The sequence below is a fragment of the Flavobacterium chungbukense genome, assembly GCF_020805785.1.
In the GTDB taxonomy this organism is placed as follows: domain Bacteria; phylum Bacteroidota; class Bacteroidia; order Flavobacteriales; family Flavobacteriaceae; genus Flavobacterium; species Flavobacterium chungbukense.
The window spans coordinates 58,328-78,060 of sequence record NZ_JAJGZV010000003.1 but is presented as its reverse complement, the minus strand read 5'-3'; the positions used below and the strand labels follow the sequence as shown (position 1 = coordinate 78,060).

Genomic DNA, 19,733 nt, shown 5'->3' with positions numbered 1-19,733 from the left:
ATAAGGGAAGTTAAAAGATATTTTTGGTTTTAAAAATTTAGAGTTTGTTTTTTAACAATTCTTTAGAGCCAAATCCTAATTTTCTAATGCATGCTAAAGCTTGTTTTTGAGTCATTTCGATTTCTTTAATATCCTTTTTCTCCACAAAAACCACAGACCCGCTCCACGGATTTGGAGCATCTGGAACAAAAACCGTAAAGTTATTATCGTCGATTTCTTCTATCAGAAAAGCAAATTGCCAGCCCGCATCGGTAGGAACTAAAATTACTTTTAAGTCTTCTTTAGATTCGAGTCCCATAATGTTTTCATTCATACTTTTCATAAACGAATAACCAGGAACGAAACTTAAAATACCGTCTTCTAATTTCTGAATAAGTTGTTGTGCTTTTGGAGTTCTTGCCAGTAAACCTGCCGCAAAACAAATAATAATGATAATTAATATTCCAATGAGTTCTTGAAGCGCGACTCCTAAAACATGAACCTTAGGCAGATTACTAACCAGCGGAAGCGTGATTTTTTGAATAATGCCAAATCCTTTTTCCAGAATAACAAGCAATACGACCAAAGGTGCTAAAAATAGAATTCCTCCTAAAAAAGTTGCTTTAATTATTTTTAAAATACTTTTCATAATAAAATGCTTTTAGGATGAAAAACTTATGAAAATCTACTCCATAATTTAGGCTTTTAAGAGAATTAAAACTGATAAACTACTTCTAATTTATAGTCTTTTAAAGCTGCTTTTGCACGTTCTAAATCTTCGGTAAAACCAAGAATATAACCGCCTCCGCCAGAACCGCAAAGTTTTAGGTAATAATCGTTAGTATCGATTCCGTGTTGCCAGATTCCGTGAAATTGTTCTGGAATCATTGGTTTAAAATGGTTTAAAACAACTTTAGAGAGTTTTTTGGTATTACCAATCAAAGATTTCATGTCTCCATGCAAAAAGTTGTCGATGCAGATATCTGTATATTTTACAAATTGATTTTTAAGCATTGAACGGAAACCTTTATCTTTTAAGCTTTCCATAAAAATGCTAATCATTGGGGCTGTTTCGCCGACAATTCCAGAATCTAACAAAAATACAGCGCCTTTTCCGTCAACACTTTGAGTAGGAATACCGGTTGTTTGAATATTATCTTTAGAATTGATTAAAATCGGAATGCTCAAATAGCTGTTTAAAGGATCTAAACCAGAACTTTTCCCGTGGAAAAAGCTTTCCATTTGAGAAAATATATTTTTTAGATGTAAAAGTTTTTCTCGGGTTAAATTTTCTAAAACCGTTATTTTGTTGTCTGCATATTTATCATAAATAGCTGCAACAAGCGCACCGCTGCTTCCAACACCGTACCCTTGCGGAATACTAGAATCGAAATACATTCCGGTTTCAACATCATTTTTTAAATTATCTAAATCAAAAGTAACCAATTCTGGCTGCTGTGTTTGTAAAACTTCAAGGTAAGAAGCAAAACTTCTTAAGCTTTTATTTGATGCAATGGCTTCATCAGAAGGTTCTTCGGATTTTTTCAAAGCGCCATTATAAAAGTTATAAGGAATAGCAAGCCCTTTTGAATCGCGGATAATTCCGTACTCTCCAAAAAGCAATATTTTTGAATAAAATAATGGTCCTTTCATGATTTATTTTATGTCTTTTTTCAAAATTTTAACTAAAGATACGGAAAATTATAATGCAATCGCGCCCGCTCCGATTTTGTCGCAAATGTACTGACGATTCTCACAAAATACAACTAATTCGTCCTGAATAAATTGTAATACTTTTTCGCTAACGTTTTCGGGATAAAGAACATGCACATTTGCCCCTGCATCAAGTGTAAAACAAACTGGAATTTGTGTTTCTTGTCTAAATTTCCAGATGGCATTTATGATTTGCAGCGTGTTTGGTTTCATTAAAATAAAGTACGGCATCGAAGTCATCATCATGGCGTGCAAAGTCAATGCTTCACTTTCTACAACTTTGATGAATTCGTCTAAATTTCCGCTTTCAAAAATGGCGATTAATTGATCCAAATTTTCATGCGCTTGTGCAAAACGTCTTTCTGCATATGGATGATTGTGCATTAAATCATGCCCAACTGTGCTCGAAACTTGTTTTTCGCCTTTATCAACTAATAAAATAGTGTCTTGGTAATTCTTGAAATTTTCATGAATTGTATACGGATATTCAACTCCAAACAAATCAGAACTTCCCTCAATGTTTGCCTGATTTCCCCAAACAACAACATTACCTTTTACACTTCTGCAAGCGCTTCCAGAACCTAAACGAGCTAAAAATGATGCTTTCTGATAGAAATAATCATCCGTCATGGCTGGATTTAACTTTTTTTCTAAACTCATAAAATTCATCGCCAAAGCCGCCATTCCAGACGCTGAAGAAGCAATTCCAGAACTGTGCGGAAAAGTATTTTGAGTGTCAATCGTAAAATGATACTCTTTTAGAAATGGCAGATAAATTTCAACTCTTTCTAAAAATTTCTGAATTTTCGGTTTGAAATCTTCCTTTGGTTTTCCTTCAAAAAGCAAATCAAATGAAAAACCATTTGTCACATTGTGCGATCCCGAGGCTTCTGGAGAAGCGTCTCTTTTTTCGAAACCTAATTTCGTGATCGTTTTACAATTATTCAAAGTAAAACTTACCGAAGGATTTGCCGGAATCTGGTTGTCTTTTTTTCCCCAATATTTTACTAAGGCAATATTGCTTGGAGCGCTCCACTCAAAGTTTCCGTTTTCGATTGTTGAATTATATGATGTTGGAATAAAATCAGCTGCTGTAAACATGAATTATAAAATTTTGGCAAAGATAGTTTTTTAACCATATAAGTAATATATGATAATATAAAATGGTTTTGCTAAAATGAACTTACATCACTTTTATGGTTTAAATTTTTCTTTTGACTATTTTTGAATTCAAATTTTAAAAAAATGAATAAATTCGTAAAAATCGCCATAGCTTTAATTATTTGTTTAACAGTAGGATATTCTGCAAGTTTGGTAACAAGGCCAAGTATTGAGACTTGGTATGTAGATTTAGAAAAACCAGTTTTTAATCCGCCAAACTGGATCTTTATGCCAGTTTGGACCCTTCTTTACATCTTTATGGCAATTGCGGCGGCTTTGGTTTGGGATAAAATTAAAGTACAAACAGAAAAAGTAAAAACAGCGCTTCTTTTCTTTTTAATTCAATTGACTTTAAATGCAATTTGGTCTTATTTATTCTTTGGTTTAAAGAATCCGATGCTGGCTTTAATTGAAATTGTGCTTTTATGGCTAATGATTTACGAAACGTATTTGAAATTCATTAAAATCAATAAAATTTCAGGTTATTTATTGATCCCTTATTTGGCTTGGGTTGGATTTGCAACAGTTTTAAATGCAAGTATTTGGTGGCTAAATAAGTAGATTTTTTAGTTTCCTTTGTTTCAGGTTTCAAGTTTAATTTTTTATGCATATACATTATGAGTAAATTTAAGGTTCTTGTTATTTTGGTTTTAATTTCATTTAAAACTTTTGCTTGTTTAAACGGTGAAACGAAGATTCTGAAAAATGAATTTATAGCCTATATGGATTATCGAGGACTTGTTCCTCATGGTCATAATTTTTTTCCTAAAGAATATCCAGCAGTAATAAAACAACTCGATAGTTTATATAAAAAGACAAAGGATCTTGATTATTTATCTGATAAAGGTTATCTCTTAATTGTACTGGGAAATTACAATGAAGCTGAGAATCTATACTTGAATATTGAAAGAATTGAACCTAATCGTTATTCGACAGCATCCAATCTAGGAACTCTTTATGAGTTGATGGGAGAAAACCAAAAAGCCTATAAATGGATTAAAAAATCAATAGAAATAAATCCAGAATCGCACAATAGTTCAGAATGGCTACATTTGAAAATTTTGGAAGCTAAAATTAAAAATTTGCAAAATGTTACTGGGCAGTTTTTAATAGGCACTAATTTTGGAACTGCGGGTAAGCCTAAGACGAAATTCTCAAAAGAAGAAATTGATAAACTAGCAAAAGCTATTTATTTTCAGGTAAATGAACGAATTTCGTTTATTGAACCTAAAGATAAGATTATCGCGATTTTGCTTTTTGAATTAGGAAATCTTGTACAGTTGAAAGGGGAACATGAAAATGCGCTTCAAATTTATAGAAGTGCCAGGACTTATGGTTACGATGGCGATTTGATCGTTGCAAGAATGGTAAATAGCGCACAAGGCAAAGGAGAATATTACAGAGAAAAAACCATAGAATTTGGCAGTAAGCTCCAGACATTAAGAGCAACCAAAAAAGGAATTGATTTGGATTATGTGTATCAAATTGAAACGGGTTTGATTATTTTGTCTGTAACTGCAATCATTTTGTTTCTTACATGTATTGTCTTTTTCTTTAAATGGAGAAAATTTAAAAGAGTTAATTCAAAGTCTTAAACTCTTCACTTTTAATATAAAGGAAATCCATTATTTCGAAATCATTTGATTTCTCTAAAAGGGTTTTAGATTTTGGATCGGCATTACAAAAGTTCAAGAAAATTTCTTTTTCTTCAGGTTTAAGGTTTAAATTTTTAATAAAAAAATCTGGAGGAAAAGAAGCGACGACAAGTTTTTTAAAGCGATCATCACGAGGCTCAATTTTTTTCTTCGGTTTATCAAAAATGGGATAACTGAAATCTAATCCATTTTTAATTCTACCGTCATAAACATTCACTCTTGAAGTTACTTCATCAAATTTCTTTCGAATTATAATCTTATTTATTTCTTCCTTATTATTGCCGATATTTTTAATTTCATTTTTATTAAAAACAGATCTAGAGACTACAACATTATCCAACTCTTCGGCTTTTGGAGTCATTTCAACAACCAGATTGTTTTTTTCTAAATCTTTCAACGTTACTTTTAATCTTGTAAATAAGTAATCCTTTGAAAAAAATAACAGACTGTCTTTCTGTTTTACTAAAATTGAAAACTCTCCCAATTCATTCGTTCTCGTGCTAATTTTGGCAGTTTTATTAATTACTTCAACTTTGTCAAGAGGAATGTATTGTGAAAGAACTTTTCCGTTCAATACTTTTTCGGTTTGAGAAATACTTAATTGATAAGTGAAAAAAGAAATTGTAGTGAGTAATTTTGCTTTCATTTAATAACTTTTAGTTTTGAACTCCAGAACTTAATTTTTTGAATTCTTTGTTTTTAGTATGTAAAAAATCCATAGTGTAAAGTAAGTTTTTCTGCTTTACCAAGATTTCAGCCTGAGGATCGGCGTCACAAAATTGTAGAAACAAATCTTTTTCTTCTGGTTTGATTTTTAAGTCATTAGTAAAGAAATCTAATGGAACTGTTGCTTCCGCTAATTTTTTGAAGTCCAACTCATTAAATTTAACTTTCTTGGCTTTTTTATCTTTTTTCATAAACAAACTTAAAATAGCGAACAGATCTGCCCCGTTAGTAATGCCTCCTGTGTATACGCCAGGATTAGATATGGCAGGTCTTGGTACTACAGTTGAATTTTCATCGGCTGCTTTAACCTTAGGAAATGAAATTTTGGTAATTAAAACTTCATCCAATTCTTCGGGTTTCAAAATCATATTGACAATGATATTGTTTTGGTCGATATTTTCGTGAGAAATTTTTAATCGTTTAAAGAAGTAATCTTTAGAGAAGAAAAGCAAACTATCTTTTGGACGGACCAGAATTGAGAATTCTCCCAGCTCATTTGTTCTCGTACTAGTTTTTGCCGTTTTATTAATTACTTCGACTTTACTAAGTGGTATATTTTGCGAAAGAACTTTTCCGTTTAATAATTTCTCAGATTGAAAAATGCTAAGCTGGTAAGTGAAAATAGAAATTGTGGTAAGTAATTTTACTCTCATACAGGATTAATTAGTTGAGAGTAAAATTATTAGAATACTCTTAATGAAAACTTACAGAATCTGTAAATTCTTGTTAATAAAATAGTTGAGTTTTATAAAATATCAATTAATTCCGAAGCATTATTAATAATTGCTTTTGCACCACTATTTTTTAATTCATCTTCGGTTCTGTAACCCCAAGTAACGCCAACTGGAAACATATTAGCATTAATTGCCGTTTTCATATCAATATCAGAATCTCCGACAAAAAGGATTTCTTCTGGTTTTAAATTCCAATTTTTACTGATTTCCACAGCTTCAAACGGATTTGGTTTTTTTAATTCTTCTGTGCTTAAACCAACCGCTGTGTCAAAAGAATTTGGAAATATTTCTGATGCTATTTTCTTAGTCAATTCATCGGCTTTATTCGAGAAAACAGCCATTTTGATGTTTTGTGAATTCAGGTTTTCCAACAATTCTAGAATACCTTCGTACGGTTTTGTTTTTACAGTACACATTTCACGATATTCGTTAACCATGCATTCAAAACAAATTTCAATCTGATCGTCTGAATTGTTTGTTGCAGGAAGTGCTTTGCTGACTAGATTTCGCAAACCGCTTCCTATAAAATATTGATACGTATCGTAAGTATGAGTTGGGTAATTTAGACCTTTCAGCACAGTGTTCATTGCATCTGAAATGTCTTCTAATGAATTGACTAGCGTTCCGTCTAAATCAAAAATAATTCCTTTAAATTTCATTCTATTAAATATTATTGGCTAAAATAAACCCGCTTGTCCAGGCATTTTGAAAATTAAAACCTCCAGTTATGGCATCGATATTGACAATTTCGCCAGCAAAATAAAGGTTTTCATGAATTTTACTTTGCATCGTTTTGAAGTTAATTTCTTTTAAATCGATTCCGCCAGCCGTTACAAATTCTTCCTTAAAAGTACTTTTTCCGTTTACTTTAAATTCTGCTTTGGTTAATTGTAAAGTCAGATTCTGCAATTGAATTTTAGATAAATCTGCCCACTTGGTCTCCGTTTCAATTCCAGAAGCTAAAACAAGACTTTCCCATAAACGATTCGGAAAGTCGAAAGGAGATTTTTTAGAAACGGCTTTTTTTGCGTGTTCTTGTTTTAGGTCTTTTAGAATTTTTTCGGCATCTTCAAAATCAACATCATTTAACCAATTGACAAAAATGGTAAACTGATAATTTTTATCGTGTAAAATACGTGCACCCCAAGCCGAAAGTTTCAGGATTGCGGGTCCACTCATTCCCCAATGTGTAATTAATAAAGGTCCTGTCGATTCTAATTTGGTGTCTTTGATATTAACAGTAACTTTTGCAGCAACGCCTGGTAATTCCTTAATTCGAGCATCTTTGATATTGAAAGTAAATAGGGAAGGAACGGGGCTCACGATAGCATGTCCGTGTTCCTGAAGCATTTCCCAAATTTTTGGATTGCTCCCTGTTGCCATTACCAATTTTTCCGTAGCGAAATTGTCGCTTTGTGTGTCAATTTTCCAGTGATTTTCTTTTTTGAAAATCGATTGTACGCTTTGTCCTGTAAGTACTTTTATGCCTAATTTTTCAGTTGCTTTTAGAAAACAATCAATTATCGTTTGGGAAGAATTAGAAACGGGAAACATTCTGCCGTCTTCTTCAATTTTTAATTCTACACCGTGTTTTTCAAACCATTCGATGGTGTCTCCCGAACAAAATTGATGGAAAGGTCCGCGAAGTTCTTTTTCGCCGCGAGGATAAAATTTTACTAATTCGTTGGGTTCAAAACAGGCGTGTGTTACGTTGCAACGTCCGCCACCAGAAACACGCACTTTAGAAAGCACTTCTTTTCCTCTTTCTAAAATGGCAATTTTAAGTTTCGGATTTTTCTCTGCAATATTAATTGCGGTAAAAAATCCTGCAGCGCCTCCGCCAACGATGATTATGTCGAAATTTTTGATCATATTTTTTTTGGTTTGGCACGAATTTGCTTCGCCTGTTCGCTATCGCTCGGGTCACGAATTGGCACTAATTTTTTTGCCACAGATTATACTGATTAAAAGGATTCTTTCTTTCGCCACGAATTTCACTAATCTCCACGAATTATTTATAATATTAAAATTTGTGTCAATTCGTGTAATTCGTGGCAAACAAATCTGTGGCTATATTTATATTTTGTCTGGATTATCAGAGATAATTCCGTTTACGTTGTAACTTTTTACCTTTTGAATGTCTTTTTCGGAGTTTACTGTCCAAGGTAAAACTAGAAAACCTTTTTCCTGAATTTGATGAACATTTTCTTCATTCAATAAATTAAAATCAGGATGAATGGCTTTTGCTTTTATTTTTTCGGCGAAAGCCAAAGGGGTATCCAGATTTTCTTCTGTTAAAACACCAATTGGAATATTTGGATTTAAATTGGATGTTTCCTGCAGCATATTCCAATCAAAACTTGAAATGATGAAATGATTGTAATTCCAGTTTTTTTCTGAAATATATTCCTCAATTAACGTCACAACTTTACTTGGAGTTCCTAAACCTTTTAATTCGATATTGATCAGACATTTTTTGTCAACCAAATCAAAAACTTCGTTTAAAGTTGGGATTTGGAATTTCCCATCAATCAAAAACGATTTTAATTCTGCTAAAGTAAAATCATTTACAAGACCTTTTCCATTGGTTGTTCGGTCTATGGTTTCGTCGTGAATTACGATAATATCTTCGTCAGCGCTTAAGTGAACATCAAGTTCAATTCCGTCTGAATTTAGGTCTAAGGCTTTTTGAAAAGCTTGTAAAGTATTTTCAGGTTCGTAGGCTTTGGCGCCTCGATGTGCAATCTTGAGCATGTGTTCTTTGTTTAACCGCAAAGGTCGCAAAGTTTTACGCAAAGGTCGCAAGGATTATAAAAAAAGTTAGCCACAGATTAAAGGATTAAAAGGATTTTTTCTTTCGCCACGAATTGCAAGAATTTTCACAAATTTAAATATGATAAATTAATTCGTGGAAATTCGTGGAATTTGTGGCAGACAAATCTGTGTTAATCTTAATAATCTGTGGCTAAAAAACTTTGCAGTTAAATCTTTTCCAGTAAAACAATATCAAAATCACTCTCAATAATCACTTTTCCATCAATTACTTCGACTTCTTGATTCGAGTATGTGTCTTTTAGTTTTGTTCCGTTTGGGAAGATATCGCCAATTGGAAGTTCTTTTCTGCCTTTTGGCAAATCTACTCCCATAACGACTTTATCTGTAAAAGAGCCTTTTGTAAATGTTCTGGAGAAAGTATAAGGATACGGATTAATCAGTTGGTGAACGCCCGCTCCAACTGCAGGGTGATTTCTTCTAAATTGCCCTAATTTCTGCCAATGCAAAAGTGTTTTCTGTGTTTCAGAATTGTTCTGAATATCATCCCAATTCATATTCGAACGTAGAGTGGCATCTCCATTTGTTCCTTCAATTACCAAAGAACGATTCGATTCATCACCATAATAAACTTGCGACATTCCCGGCGAAAGCAATAATTTGGTTCCAGCTTCAATACCTTTTACTCTAGTTGCATCAAAAGGCTGGCCGTCATCGTGCGAAGACATATAATTAAGGACAGAATATCCTTTTAATTCATTATTTAAAGCATTGGAATATTTAGAAAATAAACCTTCGTGATCGCTTTGAGCAGCATTCCATTTAAATTCAAAATTGATCATGCTGTTAAAACCGTTTTGGAAATAATTTACTTTTCTATCTCCAAAATCATAATCCTGACCGCCGCTGATTCCGTAACCGTAAACTTCTGCAATAGTGTAAAACGGATTTTGATCTAAAACCTGCATTGGATGGTGTTTTTTCCAAGTTTCAAATGCATAGTCACATTCTTTCTTGAAATCGGCCCAAACGCTTTCTTCGGTATGTTTTACGGTATCGGCACGATAACCGTCAATTCCGAATTCAAGAATATAATCGGTAAGCCATTTTATGATATAATATTTTGGACTTCTTGGATATCCTGTTCTTTTGAAGAATTCATCCAATGAAGCAATTTCTTTTTCATAACGGCCTTCTTTTTTCCATTTTTCGATTAAAAAAGGAGGCAATTCTACATTTTGAGTACTTTCGGTTTTTACATCTGGAAGATTTTCTACCAAAGTACACATTGTAGTATTTTCAAATGACTTGTAATCGCAGACAACGCCTGTTCTTACCCAGTCTGAAGGCCAAACGGGATCTTCTGGAGTTACGGGTCCTGTATGATTGATTACGCCGTCTAGAACTATTCTGATGCCTTTTTCGTGTGCCTTTTTAACCAAATTGGCTAAGTCTTCTTTGGTTCCGAAGTTTGGATCGAGAGCCGTCCAGTCTTTTGCCCAATAACCGTGAAAGCCATAACTCAATCCTGTTCCTTCGTCAACTCCATCGTGAATTTGCTCGACAATCGGCGTAAGCCAAATGGCATTTATTCCTAGTTTTTCAAAATATCCTGATTCTATTTTTTTGGTTATTCCGATGATATCTCCGCCTTCAAATCCACGTAGTTTTCCAGGAGTTTTGGTACGGTTAAAATTGACATCGTTTGAAGTATCTCCATTGTAAAAACGATCTGTAAGTAAAAAATAAACATTTGCCCCTTCCCAAACGAAAGGTGTTTTCGAAGTATTGTCTTTATTCATTGAAACTGATTTTGAGCCAGAACAACTCATTGTTAAGTATACTAAAGATAAAAAAAGGAAAGTGTATTTTTTCATTATTTTAGAATATTTTAGGATGCATTGTGTTGAAAAAAATAGCCACAGATTAAAAGATTTAAAAGGATTTTTTTCGTTTGCCACGAATTGCACAAATTTCCACGAATTATTATATACAAAATAAATTAGTGAAAATTCGGAAAATTGCTTCGCCAGTTCGCTTTCGCTCGTGTCGTGGAGAATAAAATCTGTGTTAATCGTATTAATCTGTGGCTAAAATCCTTTGCGTAGACGCACTGCAGTGCGCCTCTACGTTATATGCTGTGTGTTTAAAATTATTCCAATTCTAAAACCAAAGCTGATTTTGGTTCTAAAGTGATTTCGGTAGCTAAATCGAATGTTTTTCCTGTGATAACATCTTTTCCTGATTTAAAGTTTTTGATGCTTTCTTTAAAACGGTTTGTTTTTACAACCTGCTCTTTTGCATTGTTATTGAAAACTACCATTACCGTTTTAGTATCTGTATATCTGAAATACACATAAGTATTGTTTTCAGGAATATAATGCGTCATTTTTCCGAAATGAACTGCTTCATTCGATTTTCTCCAGTTGAATAATTTTGAACTGAAATCAAAGAAAGCTGCTTGTTCTTTAGTTCTTCCTTCTTTTGTAAAAGCGTTGTTTTTATCTCCAGCCCATCCTCCTGGGAAATCCTGACGAATATCAGCATCACCGCCTTTTCCTTTATCACCGCCCATTCCGATTTCTGAACCGTAATAGATTTGTGGAATTCCACGAACTGTTGCCAACAAAGTCATTGCTAGTTTATATTTTGGTAAATCATATTTAAACTTATCGTTCATACGATCGGTATCATGATTTTCGGAAAAAACCAAAATGTTATTGGTATTTGGATATAAAAAATCCATCGCAAAATTGTTGTAGAATTTGATCAATCCGTTGTCCCAGCTTGGTTCATTTTCGTTGAAAGCAGAAGTAATCTGACTTTGAAGTGTAAAATCCATTACACTTGGAAGATTTGAATTGTAGTTTTCAATCGCACCAACTTTACTGTCTTTTTGCCAAAAAGCTAAATTCGCCTGGTTGTGCATCCAGATTTCACCCACAATATTAAAATTTGGATATTCGTTTGTAATTGATTTTGCCCAATTTGCCATTGCCGTTTTATCCGAATAATTATAAGTATCAACTCTAAATCCGTCAAGATTCGCAAATTCAATCCACCAAATAGCGTTTTGAGTTAAGTATTTTGCAACCAAAGGATTTCTAAGATTTAAGTCTGGCATTGAAGGTACAAACCAACCGTCAACACAAACTTCCTGATCTATTTTAGAAGCGTGAATATCTGTAATTACTTCACGACGGTGATGTGTTTGTGTAAAAGTTTCGAATTGATTGAACCATGTTTTGGTTGGAATATCCTTCATCATCCAGTGTGTAATTCCCCAGTGATTCGTAACATAATCCATAACCAATTTCATATTCTTTTTGTGCATTTCTGACGATAGACGAGCGTAATCGTCGTTTGTTCCGTAACGTGGATCGATTTTGTAAACATCCGATTGTCCGTACGTATGATACGAATGCTGTTTGTCGTTGTCTTCACATAAAGGTGTACTCCAGATTGTAGTCGCACCAAGAGAAGAAATATAATCTAAGTTTTTAATAATTCCTTCGATATCGCCGCCGTGACGTCCGCTTGGATCTTGACGGTTTCCTTTTTCAGTTAAAGAAGCATCGCTGTCGTTTTTAGGATTTCCGTTAGCAAAACGATCTGGCATGATTAAGTACATCAAATCAGATGCGTCGTAACTCTTTCTGTCTGCCGAATTTGCTCTTCTTTCTTTTAGAGCATATTTTTGTTTAAAGGCAATTTTATTATTGTTTTTGAAAGAGAAAACCAATTCAGAAGCTTTTATGTCTTTTGTATCAATTGTTACGAATAGATAGTTTGGATTTTCTGTTTTTTCTACATTTTTAATCACAACATTATTCGAAACCGAAGCTTCATATTGTGCAATATTTTTTCCGTAGAACATAATCTGCAGTTCTGAATTTTTCATTCCAGCGTACCAAAATGGCGGTTCTACTTTTTGGATTTGCGCTTTCGCGGAAGCGGAAAACAACAAAACCAATAGAACTAATTTATAGATAAGTGATGTTTTTTGGGTTTTCATAGTAAAAATGAATTTAAACCATATAAGAAATGTAAGAACATTTAAGACAAAAATTGGGGGAGATTTCTATTTAAATGGACTTACATTTCTTATATGGTTTATTAATTATTTGTTTTCAATAATGCTTATCGCATAACCTCCTCCAGGAGCAGAAAACTGAGATAATTTTGATTTGTTTGTTACAGCAATTTTCTTGATTGTGTAAGCTTGCGGATTCGTTTTGTAATGCGCATCTTTTGCATCAGCATAAATGGTTGCTGTATATTTTTTACCTTTTTCAAGGAAACTGAAATCGATGTTTGAAGTACGTGGCGTTTCTCCGTTTACGTTTCCAACAAACCAGTTATTTGTTCCCTTTGCTTTACGAGCAACAGTGATAAAATCTCCTGGCTCAGCCTCAATATATTTACTTTCTGACCAATCTACAGCCACATCTTTAATAAATTGAAATGCATCTGGAAAACGGTTGTAGTTTTCTGGAGTATCAGCAGCCATTTGTAACGGACTGTACATCGTAACATATAATGCCAATTGATTTGCAATTGTACTGTTTACATGCGATTTGTTGTCTGGATTCATTTTACTGATATCCATTTCGAAGATTCCAGGCGTGTAATCCATTGGGCCACCAATTAAACGTGTAAATGGCAATACCGTTACGTGATTTGGTTTAGAACCTCCAAAAGCTTGGTATTCTGTTCCTCTTGCAGCTTCGTTTCCAATTAAGTTAGGATACGTTCTTGCAATTCCTGTTGGGCGAACTGCTTCATGAGCGTTCACCATAATTTTATAATCAGCTGCTTTTTCGATAGCGTATTGATAGTGGTTTACAATCCATTGGCTGTAGTGGTTTTCGCCTCTTGGCAAAATATCACCTACATAACCGCTTTTTACAGCATCGTATCCATTATCATTCATGAATTTGTAAGCAGCATCCATGTGACGCTCGTAGTTACGAACAGAACCTGAAGTTTCGTGGTGCATGATGATTTTTACACCTTTAGATTTTGCATATTCATGCAGACCTTTTACATCGAAATCTGGGTATGGAGTCAAGAAATCAAAAACATAATCTTTAGAATGTCCAAACCAGTCTTCCCAGCCTTCGTTCCAGCCTTCAACTAAAACAGCGTCGAAACCATGTTGTGCAGCAAAATCAATGTATTTTTTCACATTAGCATTGTTTGCTCCGTGCGTTCCGTTTGGTTTTGCTTTCGCGAAATCAGTAACTCCCAATTGTACTGTTGGGTAATCATTAGTATATGACCAAGAGCTTTTTCCTGTAATCATTTCCCACCAAACACCAATATATTTTACAGGTTTAATCCAAGAAGTATTGTCAATTTTTGATGGATCGTTTAAGTTATAAGTCATTTTTGAAGCTAAGATTTCTCTAGCATCATCGCTTACAATAATCGTTCTCCAAGGTGAATGATTTGGTGCTTGCATATGACCTTTGTCTCCTTTTGCATCTGGAGTTAACCAAGAGGTAAAAGTCATGTTTTTATCATCTAAATTCAAGTGCATACAAGAATAGTCAATTAAAGCCGCTTCGTGTAAGTTGATGTAGATTTCTTCATTTGTTTTTAACATCAAAGAAGTCTGAACTCCTGTTGGAGAAAAAGATTTTTGTGAAACGTTTGCTGTGTATGCTTTTTCAGATAAACCTCTAATTTCAGATAGTTTCGATTTTGTGTAATCGTATTCCTGAGTGTCATAATCTCCTGGAATCCAGAAAGCAGTATGATCTCCAGTCATGGCAAATTGAGATCTTTCTTCTTTAATAGTAAAGTAAGTAAGATTTTTTTGCGCTGGGAATTCATATCTAAATCCTAATCCATCATCAAATAAACGGAAACGAATTACGATTTGTCTGTCTGTTCCTTTTTGGTTTAAAGTGACAGCCAATTCATTATAATGATTTCTGATGTGATCTACTTCTCCCCAAACTGGTTTCCAAGTTTCATCAAAAGTCGAAGTTTTCGTATCAGCAATTGTAAAGTCATTTAATAAAGATTTTTTGTCATCTTTAAGTTCAAGACCCAATTTACTGGTTTTTACAACTTCTTTGTTTTTGTATTTTAAATTGTACGTTGGAGTTCCGTCGTTTTGAAGAGAAAATTCCATTACGAACTTGCCTTCGGGTGATTTTAATTGCTGCGCTTTTGCAACAGTGCTGAACGCAAACAAAATTAAACTTGCGAAAAATAAGTTTTTCATGTTTTTTAGATTTTTAGTGTATTGTAATTTAATTTATTTGTACAAATTTACTTGCAATTTCAGGTTTTCCGTTAACGATAATTGTTAAATCTTGATCGCCATCTACAGTAAATGTTGTTTCATTGTGATTTACAGCTACTTTTAAAATTTGATTTCTGAAATTAATTTTAAAAGAATACCCTTTCCATTCTTTTGGGATTTTTGGTGAGAAATGAAGCTGATCGTTTTTAACACGCATTCCTCCAAAGCCTTCCACGATACTCATCCATGTACCGGCCATTGACGTGATATGACAACCTTCTTCTACTTCTTTATTGTAATCGTCCAAATCCAAACGAGATGTTCTTAAATAAAATGTATATGCCATGTCCATTTTATCTAATGCCGCTGCCTGAATAGAGTGTACGCAAGGCGAAAGTGAACTTTCGTGAACAGTAAACGATTCGTAAAACTCGAAATTTCGTTTTAATTCGTCTTTCGAGAAATGATCTTCAAAGAAATAGAAACCTTGTAAAACGTCGGCTTGTTTAATATATGGCGAACGTAAAACACGATCCCAAGACCATTTTTGATTAATTGGACGCTGTGAACGATCCAAATCTTTTACGGGAACTAAATCTTTGTCTAAGAAACCGTCTTGCTGTAAATAGATTCCAAGTTCTTTTGAAATGGGGAAATACATATCATCGGCCACCTTTCTCCATTCTTTAATTTCTTCAGATGAAAGATTTACTTTGTCTAAAACGCGTTTGTGATCTGCAGGATATTCTGTAGCTACTTTTTCAATTTGTTCAGCCGCAAAATCGATACACCATTTTGCAATATAATTGGTGTAGAAATTATTGTTGATGTTGTTCTCGTATTCATTTGGACCTGTAACTCCTAAAATCACATATTGATTTTTATCTTTAGAAAATGAAGCTCTCTGATGCCAGAAACGTGCAATACCAATTAAAACTTCTAAACCTTTTTCTGGAATATAAGAGTAATCGCCCGTGAAACGGTAATAGTTGTAAATTGCAAAAGCAATCGCACCATTTCTATGGATTTCTTCGTGTGTGATTTCCCATTCGTTGTGACATTCTTCGCCATTCATGGTTACCATTGGATACAACGCCGCGCCGTTTTTGAAACCTAAATTATCCTTAGCATTTTCAATCGCTTTATCTAATTGATTGTAACGATACGTCAATAAGTTTCTTGCAACCTGCTGATCTTTTGTTGCCATGTAAAACGGAATACAATATGCCTCAGTGTCCCAATAAGTCGATCCACCATATTTTTCTCCAGTGAAACCTTTTGGTCCAATATTCAAACGAGAATCTTTTCCTGAATACGTTTGGTTTAATTGGAAAATGTTGAAACGAATTCCCTGTTGTGCCTTAACATCACCTTCAATGGTAATATCTGACATTTCCCAGATTTTAGCCCAAGCTTCAATTTGATTTTGAAGTAAAGCGTCATATCCTAAAGCAACAGCAGATTTTATTACTTTTTCGGCTCCAGCCAAAGTATTTTCATGGTTTAAAGAAACGGTATAGCCTCCAATTTTTTGGATTGATGAGGTTTGTCCTTTTGCGATAATCGTTCCGTATGTGTACTGAACTTTATCTGTTGTTGAATCGATTGTAGATGGCGAAACATGAATGTCTTCACCATTTGCCAAAATCGTATTGTGCATAAAAGTTGTAACTTTAAAATGCGTTTTAAACGTTTGAGCCGTTACAAAAGCTTCGTTTGTACCTTTTTTTACTTCAAGCGGTTCCCAGAATTTTTCTTCCCAGTTCGCATCTTCATTCGTTACACCAGCGTCCACGTAAGGTTTGTAAACGATTTTTGCATCTTTGTTTAAAGGTGTAATATCGTATTTAATGATTCCCGCTTCGTCTAAATCTAATGAAAGAAAACGACGAACGTTAACGGCAATTTCGGTTCCGTTTTTTAGAATTGCTTGAAAAGAACGATTGTACCATCCTTCTTTCATATTCAATTCTCTGCGGAAGTTTCTAACTTCGGTACACGTATTTAAATCAAGATTTTCTTCGTTGATTTCAATGTCAATTCCAATCCAGTTTGGAGCGTTAAGTACTTTGGCAAAATATTTCGGATAACCGTTTTTCCACCAGCCCACTTTTGTTTTGTCTGGATAGTAAATTCCAGCGATATAACTTCCTTGGAAAGTTTCTGCTGAATAGGATTCTTCAAAATTGGCGCGTTGTCCCATAGCACCGTTTCCGATACTAAATAGACTTTCAGACGATTTTACTCTTTCGACATCAAATCCTTCTTCAATTATGGACCAATTGTCTGGTTTTATATAATCTTGGTTCATCTCTTTTTAATTAGATAGTACGGCAATTTGATAATTAGATAATTGCCTTGGTTTTTAATAACTTTTTTACATTCATTAAGTAATTAAATAATTAGAAAATTTGCCAATTAGAGTAATTATCTCATTGACACATTTTCTAATTATCCAATTAACTTCTCAATAAAGCTTGGTTCGATTTGGGTAAAATCTTTAAAAATATGATCAGCCTCATGTAAAATTGTTTCCTCACCAATTCCCACACTTACCATTTCTGCAATATTTGCTGCTTGAATTCCGGCAACAGAATCTTCAAATACAATTGAATTTTTTGGATCAATATGTAATAATTGAGCCGCTTTTAAGAATACTTCAGGGTCTGGTTTTGCATTCGTAACGTCATTTCCGTCAACAATAACGTCGAAGTAAGACAGAACCCCTGTTTTTTCTAAAATTGGTCTTGCATTTTTACTGGCAGATCCTAATGCAATTCCTTGATTTTTCTCTTTTAATAGTTTTAGAATTTTTAAAACTCCTGGAAGAACCTCACTTTCGTCCATGTCAACTAGATAAGATAAATAATCTTCGTTTTTTTGAATCAGCCATTTGTCTTTGTCTTCTTGAGAAGCCTCAACATTTCCTAATCCAAGTATTATATCAAGAGAACGAACGCGGCTTACGCCTTTTAAAAGTTCATTGTCTTCATGCGTAAAATTTATGTTTAGAGATTGTGCAATTTTCTGCCAAGCTAAAAAGTGATATTTGGCGGTATCAACGATCACTCCGTCAAGATCGAAGATGAATGCTTTTTTATTATTCATGAATTTCAATTTTAGTTCTGCTATTTACTCTAAGTGTAAGTAATCCGGCAAATATCATCGATACACCTCCAATTATTAAGGCGTAAATAGGTTCATTGTGAAAGAATTGTTTAATTACAAATCCTAATATCGTAGCCGCTACAATTTGTGGTATTACAACAAAAAAGTTGAAAACTCCCATGTAATAACCCATTTTTGCAGCTGGTAAAGCTCCGGAAAGCATAGCGTAAGGCATGGATAAAATACTTGCCCATGCAATACCAACTCCTAACATCGGCAGAATCAGCATTTGCTTATCACCGATAAAATAAATCGAAATTAAACCAATACCTCCAGCACATAATGCTAATAAATGTGTAGCTCTAACGCCTACTTTTTTTGCAATGATTGGCAATAAGAAAGCTACTGCAGCAGCGATTCCGTTGTAAACTGTAAATAAAACAGAAACCCAATCGGCAGCATCATTATATACTTTTGAAGTTGTGTCTGTTGTGCCAAAAATGTGCTGCGTAACGGCTTGTGTGGTGTAAATCCACATGGAAAAAAGCGCAAACCAAGAGAAAAACTGAACCCATGCTAGTTTTTGCATTGTTTTTGGCATATTCAATAAATCGGTCATGATTATGGTAAAGCCATTTTGGACTTTCTTAGTTCGTAATTGAGATGCAATTACAAACAAAACACCCATAAAAATTAGTCCGATGAATAAAATATACAGCTCTTTAGCTAGACTGTTTTCAAAAATTAAAAATGAAATTAGTCCTCCAATAGCGGCAAAAACTAATCCTAAAAACAATTGTTTTTTTGTCGTAACACCAATTTCCGTATCAGGATTTAGGGCATCTTTATCTAAATCTTTTTTGCTGTTAGCTTCAAATGCATGAAGTTCTTCAGGAGTATATTCAGTTGATTTAAAAACAGTCCATAAAACTGAAAGCAGAAAAACAATTCCGCCAATATAAAAAGACCATTTTACCGCATCCGGAATAATTCCTTTTGGAGCAACGTTGCTAACATCGAAAACATTTGTAAAAAGATAAGGTAAAACAGAACCGACTACGGCTCCGGTACCAATAAAGAAACTCTGCATAACAAAACCTAGCGCACGCTGATGGTCGGGTAATTTATCACCAACAAAAGCGCGAAAAGGTTCCATTGAAACATTGATCGATGCATCCATTATCCATAAAGTTCCTGCTGCAATCCACAAAGTTGGAGAGTTCGGCATAACGAACAATGCGATGGAAGATAAAATAGCTCCAATCAAAAAATAGGGGCGACGCCTGCCTAAACGAGTCCAGGTTCTATCGCTGAAATAACCAATAACGGGCTGAATAATTAAACCTGAAACAGGTGCAGCAATCCATAAAATTGGAATATCATCTATTTTAGCACCAAGGGTTTCAAAAATTCTTGAAGTATTTGCGTTTTGCAGTGCAAAACCAAACTGTATTCCTAAAAAACCGAAACTCATGTTCCAAATTTCCCAGAAACTTAATTTACGCTTTTCCATTATCGTAATTTGAAAAAATTATACGATAAGCGCTTTGCTTATCAAAACTTACTGTTTTTTTCGAAGTAAAAGTAAAAGCCTTGACGGGCGTAAAAGTATAAATTATTTTTTTATTT

16 protein-coding genes are annotated in these 19,733 nt (G+C 34.0%); 2 read left to right on the top strand and 14 right to left on the bottom strand.

Going from position 1 to position 19,733, the window contains the following annotated elements; all coding sequences use genetic code 11:
* Window positions 1-37: 37 nt before the first annotated feature.
* From LL966_RS10590 to LL966_RS10580, 3 genes are all read right to left on the bottom strand, one after another.
* Complete coding sequence (locus LL966_RS10590; RefSeq protein WP_229353036.1) at window positions 38-628, bottom strand: DUF502 domain-containing protein; 591 nt, start codon at window positions 626-628, stop codon at window positions 38-40.
* Between the two features lie 65 nt (window positions 629-693).
* Window positions 694-1,632 carry a mevalonate kinase family protein gene (locus tag LL966_RS10585; RefSeq protein WP_229353034.1) on the bottom strand — a complete coding sequence of 313 codons (939 nt, stop codon included), beginning with the start codon at window positions 1,630-1,632 and terminating at the stop codon, window positions 694-696.
* Window positions 1,633-1,680: 48 nt separating this feature from the next.
* Window positions 1,681-2,793 carry a diphosphomevalonate/mevalonate 3,5-bisphosphate decarboxylase family protein gene (locus tag LL966_RS10580; RefSeq protein ID WP_229353033.1) on the bottom strand — a complete coding sequence of 371 codons (1,113 nt, stop codon included), beginning with the start codon at window positions 2,791-2,793 and terminating at the stop codon, window positions 1,681-1,683.
* A gap of 144 nt (window positions 2,794-2,937) precedes the next feature.
* Between LL966_RS10580 and LL966_RS10575 the strand changes: the two genes are divergently transcribed.
* Both LL966_RS10575 and LL966_RS10570 read left to right on the top strand, forming a co-directional pair.
* A complete protein-coding gene (locus LL966_RS10575) occupies window positions 2,938-3,414 on the top strand; it encodes a TspO/MBR family protein (protein ID WP_229353032.1) in 477 nt (158 codons plus the stop codon).
* A gap of 56 nt (window positions 3,415-3,470) precedes the next feature.
* Window positions 3,471-4,448 (top strand): tetratricopeptide repeat protein, encoded by a 978-nt coding sequence (locus LL966_RS10570; RefSeq protein ID WP_229353031.1) that lies wholly within the window; start codon window positions 3,471-3,473, stop codon window positions 4,446-4,448.
* On the opposite strand, the gene LL966_RS10565 is transcribed toward LL966_RS10570, so the two are convergent.
* From LL966_RS10565 to LL966_RS10515, 11 genes are all read right to left on the bottom strand, one after another.
* Complete coding sequence (locus LL966_RS10565) at window positions 4,432-5,154, bottom strand: hypothetical protein (RefSeq protein ID WP_229353030.1); 723 nt, start codon at window positions 5,152-5,154, stop codon at window positions 4,432-4,434. The genes LL966_RS10570 and LL966_RS10565 overlap by 17 nt on opposite strands.
* A gap of 10 nt (window positions 5,155-5,164) precedes the next feature.
* Window positions 5,165-5,887: a hypothetical protein gene (locus LL966_RS10560; protein WP_229353029.1), complete on the bottom strand. Its 723-nt coding sequence runs from the start codon at window positions 5,885-5,887 to the stop codon at window positions 5,165-5,167.
* 92 nt (window positions 5,888-5,979) lie between these two features.
* A complete protein-coding gene (locus LL966_RS10555; protein ID WP_229353028.1) occupies window positions 5,980-6,627 on the bottom strand; it encodes an HAD family hydrolase in 648 nt (215 codons plus the stop codon).
* A 4-nt stretch (window positions 6,628-6,631) separates the two neighbouring features.
* A complete protein-coding gene (locus LL966_RS10550; protein WP_229353027.1) occupies window positions 6,632-7,840 on the bottom strand; it encodes a BaiN/RdsA family NAD(P)/FAD-dependent oxidoreductase in 1,209 nt (402 codons plus the stop codon).
* 204 nt (window positions 7,841-8,044) lie between these two features.
* Entirely contained in the window at window positions 8,045-8,722 is a 678-nt protein-coding gene (locus tag LL966_RS10545) for a glycerophosphodiester phosphodiesterase (protein ID WP_229353026.1), read from the bottom strand.
* Window positions 8,723-8,949: 227 nt separating this feature from the next.
* The gene (locus LL966_RS10540; RefSeq protein WP_229353024.1) at window positions 8,950-10,617 is read right to left on the bottom strand and encodes an alpha-amylase family glycosyl hydrolase; all 1,668 of its coding nucleotides are present in this window, start codon (window positions 10,615-10,617) and stop codon (window positions 8,950-8,952) included.
* A 275-nt stretch (window positions 10,618-10,892) separates the two neighbouring features.
* Entirely contained in the window at window positions 10,893-12,755 is a 1,863-nt protein-coding gene (locus tag LL966_RS10535) for a glycoside hydrolase family 13 protein (RefSeq protein ID WP_229353022.1), read from the bottom strand.
* Window positions 12,756-12,860: 105 nt separating this feature from the next.
* Window positions 12,861-14,975, bottom strand: coding sequence for a glycoside hydrolase family 97 protein (locus tag LL966_RS10530; RefSeq protein WP_229353020.1), 2,115 nt, complete (start codon window positions 14,973-14,975; stop codon window positions 12,861-12,863).
* Between the two features lie 28 nt (window positions 14,976-15,003).
* Window positions 15,004-17,307 carry a glycoside hydrolase family 65 protein gene (locus LL966_RS10525; RefSeq protein WP_229353018.1) on the bottom strand — a complete coding sequence of 768 codons (2,304 nt, stop codon included), beginning with the start codon at window positions 17,305-17,307 and terminating at the stop codon, window positions 15,004-15,006.
* Window positions 17,308-17,447: 140 nt separating this feature from the next.
* Window positions 17,448-18,104 (bottom strand): beta-phosphoglucomutase, encoded by a 657-nt coding sequence (gene pgmB / locus LL966_RS10520; protein ID WP_229353017.1) that lies wholly within the window; start codon window positions 18,102-18,104, stop codon window positions 17,448-17,450.
* Window positions 18,097-19,617 carry an MFS transporter gene (locus LL966_RS10515; protein WP_229353015.1) on the bottom strand — a complete coding sequence of 507 codons (1,521 nt, stop codon included), beginning with the start codon at window positions 19,615-19,617 and terminating at the stop codon, window positions 18,097-18,099. Before LL966_RS10515 ends, pgmB begins: the two co-directional genes overlap by 8 nt.
* Window positions 19,618-19,733 lie beyond the last annotated feature (116 nt).